At 44.7% G+C, this 14783-nt stretch carries 16 protein-coding genes; 14 read left to right on the plus strand and 2 right to left on the minus strand.

The genetic code is table 11. The features are described 5' to 3' along the window. The first annotated feature begins 12 nt into the window (after window positions 1-12). The 9 genes from GJB59_RS10740 to GJB59_RS10780 all read left to right on the plus strand — a co-directional run bounded on the left by GJB59_RS10740 (window position 13) and on the right by GJB59_RS10780 (window position 7953). On the plus strand, window positions 13-885 hold the full coding sequence (locus tag GJB59_RS10740) for a DUF6612 family protein (RefSeq protein WP_328822968.1): 873 nt from the start codon (window positions 13-15) through the stop codon (window positions 883-885). A gap of 287 nt (window positions 886-1172) precedes the next feature. Continuing rightward, on the plus strand, window positions 1173-2123 hold the full coding sequence (locus GJB59_RS10745; RefSeq protein WP_142827336.1) for an ABC transporter permease: 951 nt from the start codon (window positions 1173-1175) through the stop codon (window positions 2121-2123). After that, a complete protein-coding gene (locus tag GJB59_RS10750) occupies window positions 2116-3066 on the plus strand; it encodes an iron chelate uptake ABC transporter family permease subunit (RefSeq protein WP_142827335.1) in 951 nt (316 codons plus the stop codon). The genes GJB59_RS10745 and GJB59_RS10750 overlap by 8 nt, the downstream gene beginning before the upstream one ends. Beyond that, a complete protein-coding gene (locus tag GJB59_RS10755) occupies window positions 3063-3824 on the plus strand; it encodes an iron ABC transporter ATP-binding protein (RefSeq protein ID WP_142827334.1) in 762 nt (253 codons plus the stop codon). The genes GJB59_RS10750 and GJB59_RS10755 overlap by 4 nt, the downstream gene beginning before the upstream one ends. Before the next feature lie 21 nt (window positions 3825-3845). Continuing rightward, window positions 3846-4808, plus strand: coding sequence for a siderophore ABC transporter substrate-binding protein (locus tag GJB59_RS10760; protein WP_142827333.1), 963 nt, complete (start codon window positions 3846-3848; stop codon window positions 4806-4808). Window positions 4809-4901: 93 nt separating this feature from the next. Further along, the gene (locus GJB59_RS10765) at window positions 4902-5210 is read left to right on the plus strand and encodes an antibiotic biosynthesis monooxygenase family protein (RefSeq protein WP_142827332.1); all 309 of its coding nucleotides are present in this window, start codon (window positions 4902-4904) and stop codon (window positions 5208-5210) included. Window positions 5211-5478: 268 nt separating this feature from the next. Next, window positions 5479-6546 (plus strand): ABC transporter permease, encoded by a 1068-nt coding sequence (locus tag GJB59_RS10770; protein ID WP_142827331.1) that lies wholly within the window; start codon window positions 5479-5481, stop codon window positions 6544-6546. Window positions 6547-6549: 3 nt separating this feature from the next. Continuing rightward, the gene (locus GJB59_RS10775; RefSeq protein ID WP_142827330.1) at window positions 6550-7218 is read left to right on the plus strand and encodes an ABC transporter ATP-binding protein; all 669 of its coding nucleotides are present in this window, start codon (window positions 6550-6552) and stop codon (window positions 7216-7218) included. A 96-nt stretch (window positions 7219-7314) separates the two neighbouring features. Continuing rightward, window positions 7315-7953 carry a phosphatase PAP2 family protein gene (locus GJB59_RS10780; RefSeq protein WP_142827329.1) on the plus strand — a complete coding sequence of 213 codons (639 nt, stop codon included), beginning with the start codon at window positions 7315-7317 and terminating at the stop codon, window positions 7951-7953. Between the two features lie 26 nt (window positions 7954-7979). Here the strand turns inward: GJB59_RS10780 and GJB59_RS10785 are convergent, their stop codons facing one another. Both GJB59_RS10785 and GJB59_RS10790 read right to left on the minus strand, forming a co-directional pair. Then, window positions 7980-9269, minus strand: coding sequence for an ammonium transporter (locus GJB59_RS10785; protein ID WP_142827328.1), 1290 nt, complete (start codon window positions 9267-9269; stop codon window positions 7980-7982). A 12-nt stretch (window positions 9270-9281) separates the two neighbouring features. Next, window positions 9282-9623, minus strand: coding sequence for a P-II family nitrogen regulator (locus GJB59_RS10790; RefSeq protein WP_142827327.1), 342 nt, complete (start codon window positions 9621-9623; stop codon window positions 9282-9284). Between the two features lie 124 nt (window positions 9624-9747). Between GJB59_RS10790 and GJB59_RS10795 the strand changes: the two genes are divergently transcribed. The 5 genes from GJB59_RS10795 (at window position 9748) to GJB59_RS10815 (ending at window position 14719) form a co-directional block, all read left to right on the plus strand. Next, the gene (locus GJB59_RS10795) at window positions 9748-10395 is read left to right on the plus strand and encodes a uracil-DNA glycosylase (protein WP_142827326.1); all 648 of its coding nucleotides are present in this window, start codon (window positions 9748-9750) and stop codon (window positions 10393-10395) included. 96 nt (window positions 10396-10491) lie between these two features. Further along, window positions 10492-11301: a zinc transporter ZupT gene (gene zupT, locus GJB59_RS10800; RefSeq protein WP_142827325.1), complete on the plus strand. Its 810-nt coding sequence runs from the start codon at window positions 10492-10494 to the stop codon at window positions 11299-11301. Between the two features lie 55 nt (window positions 11302-11356). Then, window positions 11357-12304 (plus strand): DUF4003 family protein, encoded by a 948-nt coding sequence (locus GJB59_RS10805; protein ID WP_142827324.1) that lies wholly within the window; start codon window positions 11357-11359, stop codon window positions 12302-12304. 209 nt (window positions 12305-12513) lie between these two features. Continuing rightward, on the plus strand, window positions 12514-13731 hold the full coding sequence (locus GJB59_RS10810; protein WP_142827323.1) for an MFS transporter: 1218 nt from the start codon (window positions 12514-12516) through the stop codon (window positions 13729-13731). Between the two features lie 142 nt (window positions 13732-13873). Next, window positions 13874-14719, plus strand: coding sequence for a GNAT family N-acetyltransferase (locus GJB59_RS10815; protein WP_142827322.1), 846 nt, complete (start codon window positions 13874-13876; stop codon window positions 14717-14719). The last annotated feature ends 64 nt before the right edge of the window (window positions 14720-14783 follow it).

Genomic DNA, 14783 nt, shown 5'->3' on the forward strand with positions numbered 1-14783 from the left:
ACTTAGAGGAGAGTGAACATTTTGAAAAAATGGATCATGTTTATGAGCGCAGCGACTTTAACCGTAGGCCTTTCCGCTTGCGGTGAAACAGCGGAACCGGCATCAGGAGGCGAAGCAGCAAAAGGGGAAGACAGCGATTTGACAGTAGAAGAAGTTTACGCGAAATCGGTGGAAGCTTCCGAGGGTGTAACGGGTCTGCACGCAGATATCTTAACCGATCAGGAAATGGTCATGGGGACTGAGGGTATGGAAATCAATATGAAAATGGATTCTGCAATGGATATGACTACTGAACCATTGGCGTTTCATCAAACTGCCGAAACAGCTATCGAATCCGAGGAAATTGAAAACAGCAACCCCATGAGCATGGAAATGTATTACACGGATGAAGGCATGTTTATGTATGAAGAGACGATGGCAACTTGGCTGAAGATGCCGGATGAAAGCATCGAAGATTTAAAGGGCTTGGCTGATCAGCAAACTGCCGATCCTGCCCAACAGCTTGAAGAACTGGCGGAATTCCAGGATGATTTTACGTTTGAACAGACTGGAGAGGAATACATTTTGACTCTTGATGCCTCTGGGGAAAAGTTCCAAGAGTTGATGGATCAACAGCTGGAAAAAACTTTGGGGCAAATGGAGATTGAAGCTCAGATGGTCCTCGAAGATATGACCATTCATTCGGTAAACTATATAATCAACATAGACAAAGAAACATTTCTGACGAACAGTATGGACATGACGATGGACATGGATTTGAACATCGAAAGAGAAACGATGAATATCAAGTCGGACGTGCAGGCTGACTATAGCCAATACAACGAAATTGATGCGATCACAGTACCGGCTGAAGTGCTGGAGCAGGCACAAGAAATTGAAGGCTGATTGGCAAGAGTAATTTAACAGCTGCAATAGATGCCTCTGGTAACGCATAAGGGCAACTTTTATAAGTACAGACAAAGAGCACGCCGCCTTGGCGTGCTCTTTTTATGCTTCCATTAATTTGACAAACTTTTGACAGAAAAACATCATTCTCACCTAAATGAAAATAATTCTCAACTATTCGTTGACTCTTCTATACAGCATGCTATACTAAAACATGTAAGTCAGTGATAATGATTATCACTATCGAATAATCAATATTGTTTATTGAGGACAGATGAGGGACAGTAATGAAAAAACGTTATTTAATACCAACATTAATCATACTGTCGATCGTTTCCTTGTTTGTCGGAGTGAGCAGTATCAGCATAGTTGATTTGCTTGACTTCCAATCGGAAGAGACACAGATATTCCTGATCAGCCGTCTGCCAAGGCTGGTCGCGATTTTGCTGGCAGGTGCAGGGATGAGTATGGCAGGACTCATCATGCAGCAGTTAAGCCGCAACAAGTTCGTGTCTCCGACAACGGCAGGTACATTAGACGCCACTCGTCTTGGGATTCTGGTGTCGATGCTGTTGTTCGCAAATGCATCGATGCTGGAAAAAATGACAGTGGCTTTTGCTTTTGCGCTTGCTGGCACATTTCTTTTCATGCACATACTGAACCGCATCAAATTCAAAGATGCTATATTCATTCCTTTGGTCGGTATGATGTTCGGGAACATCCTGTCTTCCATCACAACATTTTTCGCTTATCGGGCGGACGTTATCCAAAACATGTCTGCCTGGCTGCAAGGTGACTTTTCGATGGTGATGAAGGGGAGTTATGAACTTCTCTACATCAGTATTCCGGTCTTTATCATCGCTTATATGTACGCCAATCGCTTCACGGTGGCGGGCATGGGCGAGGACTTCTCCAAAAATCTGGGGATGAAGTACCGAAGTGTCGTCAATATCGGATTGGTGCTCGTGGCTCTGATCACAGCGGCGGTTGTCTTGACGGTAGGGGTTATCCCGTTCCTCGGGTTGATCATCCCGAACATCGTGTCGATCTTTAAAGGAGATCATTTACAAAAAACACTGCCGCATACTGCAATGCTTGGAGCTATTTTCTTGCTGGTGTGTGATATCTTGGGAAGAGTGATGATTTACCCGTATGAGATTTCCATCAGCTTGATGGTCGGCGTTATCGGAAGCTTTATTTTCCTCTTCTTGTTGTTTAGGAGGAAGTCGTATGCGTGACCTACATAAAATGCTCATATTAGTCGGCTTAGCTTTAGCGGCTTGTGGAGTCTATCTATTCCAGGATTTGAACGGAAGTTTTGATTATGCATTGCCAAGACGCGGTATAAAAGTTTTTGCCATGGTGTTGACTGGAGTTGCTATCGCCTATGCGACGGTTGTTTTCCAGACGATTACCCATAACCGGATCCTGACGCCGAGCATTATGGGCTTGGATTCACTTTACATGCTCCTTCAAACATTGCTGATTTTTTTCCTGGGTTCAGATCATATTACAATCGTCAACAAACAAGTGAATTTCATGCTGTCGATTGCTGTAATGGTGATCTTCGCGTTGTTATTCTATCGCTTGCTCTTCAAAAAGAACGATCGGCCGATTTACTTTCTCCTGTTGGTCGGTATCATATGCGGAACGTTTTTCGGCAGTATCACAACCTTCCTGCAAGTCTTAATTGATCCGAATGAATTTTCAATCATCCAAGACCGGATGTTTGCCAGCTTTAATAATGTCAATTCAGATTTGGTGTGGACCTCCCTCGTCATCATCACCCTGTTGATTGCATTTGCCTGGAAACAAAATTCATCTTTGGATGTTCTGACGCTGGGGCGTGATACAGCGATCAATCTTGGCGTGAACTACGACGCAATAGTAAAACAGATGCTGGTGCTATCGGCGGTCTTGATTGCTATTGCCACGGCGCTGGTCGGGCCGATAACATTTTTCGGTTTGATTGTCGCAAACTTGTCCTATCAATTTTTCACCTCATATAAACATTCGGTTTTATTGACAGGGTCCATTGTCATCAGCGTAGTAGCCTTAGTCGGTGGCCAGTGGGTAGTGGAGCGGATCTTCACTTTCAATACGACATTGAGCGTCATCATCAATTTCATCGGTGGAATTTACTTCATCTACCTACTATTAAAGGAGAGTCGATCTAAATGATCCAAGTTCGTGAATTGACAAAGTTGTACGGAAAAAAACAAGTTGTAGAAAATGTCTCTGTTGATATCCGGCGCGGTCAGATTACATCCTTTATCGGACCGAACGGAGCCGGAAAATCCACATTGCTTTCTATGGTCAGCCGTCTGTTGGATGCGGATACCGGCGAAGTGCTTATTGATTCAACCAATACAAAAAAGTTGAAGTCCAATGATTTCTCGAAACGTGTATCGATCTTAAAGCAGTCCAACTATATGAATGTCCGTTTGACAATTCGCGAGCTTGTCTCTTTTGGCCGCTTTCCTTATTCAAAAGGCCGTCTGAACGATGAAGATGAAAAAATGGTGGACCAGTCAATCGATTACATGGATTTAAAGGAAATGGAAAACTCCTATTTGGATGAACTTTCAGGCGGCCAGCGCCAGCGCGCATTTATCGCGATGGTTATTGCACAGGATACCGATTATATTCTATTAGATGAACCTTTGAACAACCTGGATATGAAGCATTCTGTCCAAATTATGAAGATTCTCCGGCGCTTGGTCGATGACCTCGGCAAAACAGTGGTCATTGTCCTTCACGATATCAACTTCGCTTCTGTCTATTCGGACCGGATTGTGGCTTTGAAAAACGGCCGTGTGGTGAAAGATGGAACAACGGAAGAAATTATTCAAAGCGCAGCATTAAAAGAAATATATGACATGGATATTCCGATTCAGCAGATGAACGATTGCCGGATCTGTGTGTATTTCAATTCTTAAAAAAGAGGAGTTCGACACAATATGAAAAAATGGTTATTAGCAGCACTCACTTTAATGATGGTGGCTTTCCTGGCAGCTTGCGGTTCAACTGAAGAAACGACCGAATCGGATACGGCAAATGCTGGGGCCGAGGAAACAGAAGAAATGACAGTAACGCACGAACTTGGAGAAACGACATTCAACAAGAACCCTGAAAAAGTAGTAGTATTCGACTTTGGTGTTCTCGACTCCATGGATCAACTGGAAATTGATGCTGTTGCGGGAGTTCCTCAAGAAAATGTTCCTGCTTACCTTGAAGAAGAATACGGCAATGCAGAGAAATATGAAAATGTCGGTACGTTAAAAGAAGCAGATTTTGAAGCGATCCATGCAATGGAGCCTGATTTGATCATCATTTCTGGTCGCCAGGCTGAAATGTACGAAGAGTTTTCTGATATTGCGCCAACGATCCATATGGCAGTAGATACAGATAATTATATGGAATCATTCGAAGGAAACATGACTACTCTTGGCGAAATCTTCGGTAAAGAAGACCAAGTCGTTGAAGAGTTGGCAGCAATCGATTCACAAATCGAAGAAGTAAAAGCAACAGTTAGCGAATCAGATGAAAAAGCATTGATTACTCTTGCTAACGAAGGCAAAGTAAGTGCTTATGGTGCGGCTTCACGTTTCGGAATCATCCATGATGTGTTCGGTGTTCAACAAGCTGATGAAGGCATTGAAGCTTCAACACACGGGCAAAGCATCTCTTTTGAATACATCCTGGAAACCAACCCGGATATGATGTTTGTGGTTGACCGCAACGCTGCTGTCGGAAACGAAGCAAGTGCTGCAGACTCTCTTGAAAATGAATTGGTTCAAAAAACAACGGCTTACAAAAACGATAAGATCATCTATTTGGATCCGGACTTCTGGTACTTGTCTGGCGGAGGATTGCAGTCTGTTGCCCAAATGGTAACGGATGTACAATCTGCATTTGAATAAAGAGTAACCAACAATCAGCGAGGATAGAAAATCCTCGCTGATTGTTTATTTACCTACTGATTGTCAAATTGAAAAAATGAAGGAGCGGGTCGCATGTTTGTGCAAATGAAACGGATCGTCGTTAAAGAAGGATTTTCAGAACTGGTACTAGACCGCTTCTCCGGTGAAGGCAAGCTTGAAAAACAGCCTGGTTATATTGACCGTACAGTATTGAAGAAAAACATTCGCCGAGGCGATGAAGAAGTGATTGTTTATGTACGCTGGGAATCGGAAAGCGATTGGAAGAATTGGGAGAAGAATCCTGAACATATTGCAGGGCACAAAGCCAATATCGGCAAACCGAAACCCGATCATATTATCGAGTCATCTCAAAACACCTATCACGTTCACGCTGTAAGATAAGAAAAGGCGAACCCCTCAGTGGTTCGCCTTTTCTCATGAGTTTTCACAAATTCGCAATAAATACTATATTTATATAAGGTTAATAAAGGAATTGTATAAGTATGTACAGTATAATTGAAAATAACAAAAAATATGCTGAACTTAAGAACTCAATTTTTCTGCTGCTTCAGACTTAGATCCACAAGAAGGCTTCGCTGTCTTCGTTAATGGTACGAAAAGGGGAGCCTTTAGTTCAACTTCTTTAAAACAACGAAAAGGAAGTGAAAAGATGTTTTTGGCATGGAACGAAATTATGAAAAATAAACTGCGTTTTACATTGATAATCGGCGTGTTGATGCTGGTCGCTTATCTGGTGTTCTTTTTATCCGGTCTAGCAAATGGGCTGGCGAGTCTAAACAGAGAAGCCGTGGACAAATGGGACGCGGATGCCATCGTGCTGACCGAGGAATCGGATCAAAGCTTGACGCAATCTTCTTTTGCTGCCGATCTAGTCGACAGCATCAATGCTGATGAAACGGCTGTTCTCGGACAGCTGAATGCCATTGCTCAAACCGATGATCAAAAAGCCAACGTGTCGATCTTTGGAATCGACAGCGGCGAGTTCATCATGCCGGAAGTAACAGAGGGATCGGCATTCACCAGCGGTAACGAAGTGATTGCCGGGGATTCTCTCAAAGACGATGGTTTCAAGCTAGGGGATACTTTGAGTTTATCTTCAACAGAAGAAACGCTGGAAATTGTCGGCTTCACAGATGAAGCGCGTTTTAACGCTGCGCCAGTTCTTTATACAGATGTGGAAACGTTCGAGCGCGTAAAGTTTGGCGAAGAGGCAGCTGGAACTGATCGCCAAATCAGCGGTTTTGTGGTGCGGACAGCTGATCTTGCCGAGGTGACCGATGAAGAGGACCTGGCGGTGATCGAGACAGAAACTTTCATTGAAAGCCTTCCTGGCTATACAGAACAAAGTTTGACGTTAAACTTTATGATTTACTTCCTGTTTGTGATTTCCTCAGTAATCGTCGCGATATTCCTTTACGTCCTGACTGTCCAGAAAATCAGCATGTTTGGCGTTATGAAGGCACAGGGAATTCCAAGCGGCTATCTGGCGCGCTCGGTTATAGCACAAACAGCTATTTTAGCGTCGATTGGTGTAGTAGTGGGCCTCGGACTGACGCTTCTTACAGGTGCTTTTCTGCCAAGTGCGGTTCCGGTATCGTTTGATATTCCGACGATGCTCATTTACGGGATGGTTCTGATCGTAGTTGCCATTTTAGGAGCCGTCTTCTCTGTGCTGACGATTGTGAAAATTGATCCATTAAAAGCGATTGGAGGTTAACTCATGGCAGTATTGGAAATGAAGCAGGTAAAAAAATCGTTTGGTACAGGACACAAGAAAGTAGATGCATTAAAAGAAACGAATTTTCATGCAGAACAAGGAGAGCTCATTGCGGTCATTGGCCCCTCAGGATCCGGCAAAAGCACATTTTTAACGATTGCCGGTGGGCTCTTGTCTCCGACAAATGGAGAAGTTTTGATCAACAACGCAAACATTTCCACGTTAAATGAAAAACAGCTTTCCAAAATTCGGTTGAAAGAAATCGGATTTATTCTGCAGGCTTCCAATTTGGTGCCGTTCTTGACGGTGGAAAAGCAGTTGAAGCTGTTGGATAAAGTAAAAAAAGACAATATGGATAAAGAGCAGCTGGAACAGCTTTACAAGGATTTAGGAATTGGGGACCTCCGCGGAAAATACCCATCGGATCTTTCCGGAGGCGAACGCCAACGGGTAGCGATTGCCAAAGCTTTATACAGCAATCCATCCATTATTTTGGCGGATGAACCGACAGCTTCTTTGGACTCCGACCGCGCTTATGAAGTAATGGAATTATTGAAGGAAGAAACGAAAAGCAAAAAAACAACGACAATTGTGGTGACGCACGATATCCGTCTGGTCGATTATTGCGACAAAGTCTATAAAATGGTAGATGGTGTGCTGGAGCTTCAATAACCAAAGTGAAGATTGGGCCCGCTCGCTGACATGGCGAGCGGGCTTTTCATTTTGCTTATGATAAACTGTAAGTAATAAGGAAAGAGGGTGTATGTCATGAGGCATCTTTTTTATCCATTGGCAATAGCGACCTTGCTCGGTTTTTTTGCCATACTTGTAAATTACCCTGAAAAAGCGATTGTTCAAATTGATCAGCAAGCGGCGGAGCTGTTGGGAGGTCAAAAGCTGCTCGACAGCATGTCCATTATAGGGGAGCCGTGGATGATAGCTGGTGTGAGTTTGGCTTTGCTCGTCTATTTATGGCTGTTTCGAAAAAATTACCGGGGAATGCTGTTCGTCTTTCTGGCTGTTGGCTTGGGAAATGTGCTGAACCAGCTAATGAAAGAATGGTTCGAGCGTCCGCGTCCGGATTTGCAGCATGGTTTGGAATCTTTCAGTTTCCCATCCAATCATGCGATGGTTGGCTTGTTGTACTTGTTTACGCTGGCTTATTTTCTTTCAGAAGCCAGTACCTCACGAAAGATCAAGGCTATCATATGGCTGGCGGCTGTTGCGCTGTCCGTACTTGTCGCCTTATCGAGAGTGGCGGGGGGAGAGCATTACTTCTCTGATATCACTGCGGGCCTTTTTGCTGGCTATGCCTGGTTTGTGGCAATAGCCGTCTGGTATGAACTGCGTGAACGACAGTTCCGAAAAAGGGCTGCAGAACGAGAAAAAGAGGAATTTCCGGAGTAACCGGAAATTCCTCTTTTTCGTTTTGGCTAGGAAGTTGATTTTTGGGAAGTAGGTGCATCGCCCAGCTGGTTCAGCCGGTGCGCAAATGAGTCGTTGCTGCCAGTCGGTGAACCGAGCAGGACATCCTGCATGGAGTATGCCTGAGAGCCATGCTCTGAAAAGTCCAAGCCGACCTCTTCTTCTTCAGCAGTGACTCTGAGCGGCACAATGCTGCCGATAGCGAACAGCACTAATCCGGTTGAGATTGAAGCCCATGCGATTACCGCCAGAACTCCGACTGCCTGAAGTCCGAGAATTTCTACTCCACCTCCGTAAAACAAACCGCTAGTAGTATCGAACAAGCCGACTGCAAGCGTCCCCCAGATACCTGCAATACCGTGAACGGAAATAGCTCCGACCGGATCATCGACACGAATTTTAGAATCCAGCAAACGGATTGCTTCGGTCATGATGACCCCGGCAATCAAACCGATGACAATGGCGCCAACAAGGGAAACGTTTGCTGCACCTGCGGTAATTCCGACCAGTCCGGCAAGCGCGCCGTTCATAGTTAACGAAGCATCGATGCGGCCATAGCGCAAGCGTGTATACCCGGCAGTGGCGAGTACACCAGCAGATGCTGCCAAAAGCGTATTCGCGATTACTGGAGGTACGAGGGCAGGGTCAGCTGCCAAGGTGCTGCCTCCATTAAATCCGAACCAGCCGAGCCAAAGGATGAAAACCCCTAATGCGCCAAGCGGCAAACTATGGCCGGGAATTGTATTGACCGACTTGCCACTGTATTTTCCGATGCGGGGTCCGATTTTCCAAGCAGCAATAAATGCAGCTACTGCACCGGTTAAATGCACCACCGTTGATCCAGCAAAATCAATGAAGCCGATTTGTGACAGCCAGCCGCCGCCCCATACCCAATGTCCAACAACAGGGTAAATGACTGCAGTCATAGCGATTGTCAATAAAATATAAGCGGATAAATGCATCCGTTCAGCTACAGCTCCCGAAATGATCGTTGCACAAGTAGCGGCAAAAACAGCCTGGAAGACGAAGAACCCAATGTCTTCAACCCCTGATAAAGCAAATCCTTCTGTGCCGATTAATCCGAAAGAAGACGGGCCAAACATAAGAGCGTATCCGACGATAAAATAGAGAATCGACCCAAGTGAAACAGTGATCATGTTTTTCATTAAAATATTCAAGGTATTTTTAGATCGTGTAAAGCCTGACTCCACCATGGCAAATCCTGCGTGCATGAAAAATACCAACATAGCCCCCAGCATCACCCATAACATATCTACTGAACTTTGAACTGCCTCCATCTAATCTCCTCCTTATCCAATCGCGACAATGCCGCGTTCTTTTGTTCTGATTCGTATAGCTTCTTCGACAGGCAAAATAAAAATCTTGCCATCTCCGACTTGGCCGGTTGAGGCATATTCCAGTAAAGCTTGGATGATATCTTCGACTTTGTCGTCATCCACTACCATTTCTAATTTCAATTTTGGAGAAAATTCCATTGTGTAGGCGTTGCCTCGGAATAAACCGACTCGGCCTTCCTGCTTTCCGATTCCCGCAATTTCCGTTACACTCAAACCGTCTATTCCTTCAAGCGCCAAAGCTTGGCGAACATCCGCGAAAACCGAGGGCCGAATAATCGTTTCAATCTTTTTCATGTTTTCTTCCTCCTTAATGTTAGGTTTTTTAACATATTAGATTATATTTTCTGATAATGCAAGAGTTATTTTCAATTCATGTTAGTTTTCCTTACATGAAAATAAATAGTTGAGGTGAAACTGGATGTATAAAATTTCAAAAGAGCTGGCTGAACTAGGAAAAAAAAGAATAGAAGGGCATCCTGTCGAGGGATTTGTCTGGGGAAGCGGACCTGCCAATCCGGCTATTATGCTGGTAGGAGAAGCGCCGGGAGAAAACGAAGTGGAAACTGGCATTCCTTTTACGGGACGGGCTGGAAAAGAGTTGATGGCATCTCTTGAAAGTGTTGGTTTAGCAAGAGAAGATGTCTATATTACAAGTGCGGTGCGAAGCAGGCCTTATAAGTGGGGAACCAAGAAAAAGCGCAATGGAGAGACCGTTGAAAGAAAATACAACCGGGCACCGACCCGAAAGGAAATTATTGCACATGCACCAATACTGGATACGGAGATTCAGGATGTCCGGCCTCCGCTTATTGTGACTTTAGGCAATGTTGGGCTGCAGCGGTTGATCGGTCCAAAGGCAAAAGTCACCGAACTTCACGGTATCTTAATGGAAACGCCGATTTTATATTGGGATGAAGAAGAGGGTGTCTTTAAAGAAACTGCTGAAGTTTATCACATTTTTCCAACTTTTCATCCAGCCAGCGTATTTTATAATCCACCTGTCCGTGCATTGAAAGATGGGGATTGGCAGAAACTGAAAGGACTTCTTGGAAAGCGAAATATATGAATAGTAGAAAATCTTTCCTCATTAAAAAAAGTTGCGCTAAGGAAACTTTTGACGTACAATAACCATATTCAATAGAATTGGAAGGAAGGCATGTCTATGGACAGTACAGTCTTATTTGCGCTTGGATTAACTCTTTTTGCCGGGCTGGCCACTGGGATTGGCAGTTTGATCGCATTTTTTGCATCCCGTACCAACACAAAATTCCTATCGATTTCATTGGGTTTTTCGGCCGGAGTGATGATTTACGTTTCCATGATTGAAATTTTTGTTAAAGCAAAAGACTCCTTGACCGGTGCCCATGGCGAAAGCATGGGCTACTGGCTGACCTTGGCTGGATTTTTCGGCGGCATGATTTTCATGGCGGTATTAGATCGGATTTTGCCTCAATTAGGCAATCCCCATGAAGTAAAAACGGTTGAGGACATGGATGACGGTCCGACAAACGATGAATATGCACGGCTGCGGAAGATGGGTATTTTCACGGCACTGGCAATTGCCATTCACAATTTTCCGGAAGGGATCGCGACATTTATGTCAGCGATGCAGGATCCTACCCTTGGTATCGCCATCGCTATTGCGGTAGCCATTCACAATATTCCTGAGGGAATCGCCGTATCCGTTCCGATATATTATGCAACCGGAAGCCGGAAAAAGGCTTTTCAATACAGTTTTCTTTCAGGGATTTCAGAACCGATCGGAGCGATTGCTGCATGGCTATTCCTAATGCCATTTCTCAGCGACACATTATTTGGAATTATATTCGCTGGAGTAGCTGGCATTATGGTCTTCATCTCCCTGGATGAACTGTTGCCTGCTGCGAAACGCTACGACGAAGCCCACTTGTCCATCTACGGACTGGTGGCGGGTATGGCGGTAATGGCTGTCAGCTTGGTATTGATCGTTTAATCTTGGAACTTTTAGCCTCCTTTTCTCGTAATAGAGAGAAAAGGAGGCTTTTTCTATGGATATTGAACAAATCGAACAAACTTTCTCGGAAGTGTCAAAAATAACGGGATGGGCCGTAGACAAACGGATTGCATTGGCTGTTGCGAATATATATTTATCGCGTAACCAGGCTTTCGATTCGAAAGCGCATGAAGCAGCAGTTGAGGTCATTAAAAAGAACGAGGGGTGGACTTCACCCCTTCGCTCCCACCTGCTTCATATAGCGGCAGCTTTCATAGTGATGAAAGAAGAAGACGTGGAAAGTTCATTGAAGCTGGTCAATCAAAATCAGAAAGAGTTGAATAACGCAGGATTTTGGAAAACATCCTATACGTACCTGGCAGCTTTGTTGATGAAAAAACCGGAAGAAGCCGAACGGACAAGAGGATTGTACGAAGAGATGAAAAAGCATCACAAGTTTCTGACATCGAACGAGGACATCCCTTACGCAGCGTTGCTTGGCAGCAGGGAAGGTCTGCTTGAAGAGCGTGCAGCGACCATGAATATGTATTATCGCGATCTTCGCGAGCAAGGCTTTACCATGGGCAATGACCTGCAATGGCTGTCGCAAATTATGACCTTTGATTCTCCTGCGTATGACCCTAGAATGGTAGGCAGGGTATTGGCTATCCAGCAGTTTTTCAAAGATGAAAAAATAAAGGTGCGTTTAGCGCAGTATCCTATTCTTGGGTTTTTAGCGGTGACGCAAGTAGATGGCGAAGCTCTAAGGGCGATTGCGGAAAACACTCGTGAACTGGAAAAAAATAAGATATTCCGTTGGTACAAGGACATGGCTTTTTCGACCGCTGTCCAGCAGGCAATGGTGGACAATATAGAAGTTCAAGATATCTCTGCTATGGCGTTCTCCACTTCGCTGGAAACCTTGATGCAAGCCCAGCAAGCAGCAATGATGGTGAGCATCAATGCGGCGATTATTTCCACCACAAATAATTCTTCCGGCTAATCTTAATAGATGGCTAAAAGTTGATTTCTTTGGTTCTACCTATAGAGATAAGCTGAATCGATCATCTTTAATCGCTGCTATTTCACCATCGTCAATTGCGATTTATTAGAAAAAACAGACTTTTTCTGCGGGGCTTGTCACTAATTCGCCATAAGCGTATAGTGGTGTAAAGACAGTACTATACATGTGTAAAGACAAGGAGAATGACAATGTCGACCGTAGTTGAGAAAAGTCCAAGTTCTATATCAAGAAATAAGTTATTGTGGGTCGCAGGGCTGGGTTGGCTCTTCGATGCCATGGATGTCGGGATTTTAGCTTTTGTTATTGCAGCGTTGCATGAAGATTGGGGTTTAACTTCCAGTGAAATGGGCTGGATTGGCAGTGTCAACTCGATCGGGATGGCGGTCGGTGCATTTGTCTTCGGCATTTATGCAGACCGTGTGGGCCGGAAGAAAATCTTCATCGTCACTTTGCTGCTGTTTTCAATCGCCAGCGGAATCTCTGCCTTCACAACGACGCTTGCGGCGTTTTTGGTCCTGCGTTTTTTCGTAGGAATGGGATTGGGCGGTGAGCTGCCGGTAGCATCCACATTAGTTTCAGAAAGTGTGCCAGCAAAAGAACGGGGCCGTGTCGTCGTTCTCTTGGAAAGTTTTTGGGCAGCTGGATGGCTGGTTGCTGCAGTTATTTCATATTTTATCATTCCGTCCTATGGCTGGCGCGTCGCTTTGCTGTTAACAGCTTTACCGGCATTTTATGCATTGTACCTACGCATCAACTTGCCTGATTCGCCGCAGTTTTCTGCGAAAAAGAATGTGCTAAGATCAGTTTCCACCAATATCAAAGAAGTTTGGTCAAAAAAATACAGACGCCCTACTTTGATGCTATGGATCGTATGGTTTACAGTCGTCTTTTCGTATTATGGGATGTTCCTGTGGCTGCCAAGTGTCATGGTGCTTAAAGGATTTACTTTGATCCAGAGTTTCCAATATGTACTGATCATGACTTTGGCCCAATTGCCTGGTTATTTTTCGGCAGCCTGGCTTATCGAGCGCGTCGGCCGGAAATTCGTTTTGGTCACGTATTTGATCGGAACTGCAGCCAGCGCTCTGGCATTCGGCAATGCGGAAACCATCACTTTACTGATAGTTGCCGGCGCTTTCCTGTCGTTCTTCAACTTGGGCGCGTGGGGAGCTTTATATGCATACTCACCAGAGCAGTATCCGACAGTCATTCGTGGAACTGGAACAGGCATGGCTGCATCTTTTGGGCGGATCGGCGGAGTTCTCGGACCGCTTTTGGTCGGTTCGATGCTCACGGCCAACATTGGCATCAATGTGATTTTTGGGATTTTCTGTGTTTCCATCCTTATTGGAGCAATGGCAGTGGCATTTTTAGGAACTGAAACAAAGCAAATGGAGTTGGAATAAATCGATTGAAAAACAACGTGTCCGATTTAACTTCGGAGAACGTTGTTTTTTTATTAAAGGAAATACCGATATGGGCAGGAGATTTTCCATAATATAGCTAATACTTATGAAGAGGAATTACGACAGAAATGGACGTGAAAAAATGGAATTGCTTATCTACTCGGATTCAGCAGCGTTTACGGAAAGAGTTGCACCTGTGCTTTATAAGAATGAAGACATATACAGCTTATTCCTGGGAGTTCTTGGCCAAATTCAAGCCAACCAGTATGAGGAGTATTTTTTAGCGATTGCCGAAGCTGGAGGTGAAATTGTCGGCGCTTGTCTGATGACGCCGCCGCATGCTTTGCAACTCGTGATTTTTCGGCGCATACCGGGAATCGAAAAAGAAATCGCTGAACATTTACAGAATCTTGGGTTAGAGATTAGTGGAGTGGTCGGGGAACAGCGAACAAGCCGGATGTTCGCGGAGGCTTGGGCCAAGCAGACAGAGGAACAGGTAAAAGTATTGATGGACCAGGGTTTGTATCGTATTGATGCAGTCAATAAAGGATTGCGCAAAAGTGAGGGAACTTGGCGAATTGCCAGTAAAAAAGATTCGGAACTTCTTGAGGAATGGTATAGGCTCTTTGAAGTGGACACGGGAATTAAGCGCTCTACTCAGGCCCAAGCGAAACACCGGATTGCCGAATTTCTGGAAAGAAAGGAAGTCTACGTGTGGGAAGTGGATGGAGTGATCGTTTCTTGTATGAAAAAAGCCCGCCCTTCCAAACATGGCATCACAGTTTCCTTCGTATTCACACCCCGGGATCGCCGGGGCAAGGGATATGCACGGACCTTGGTCGCGGAAGTCACGGACGAACTGCTGTTGGAGTTTGATTTTGTCATGCTCTACACCGATCTGAGCAATGCCACAGCCAATAAAATATACAGAGAAATTGGCTACGTGCAGATTGCCAACCCGGTTCATCTGGTTTTTGAAGAACAATAATTATTCCGTGAAAATTTTAAGGAGTAAAGAAGTCTGCCAGAGGGTATAAAAAAGCTAGGCTGAA

The organism is Planococcus soli (genome assembly GCF_016881065.1).
Taxonomy (GTDB): Bacteria; Bacillota; Bacilli; order Bacillales_A; family Planococcaceae; genus Planococcus; species Planococcus soli.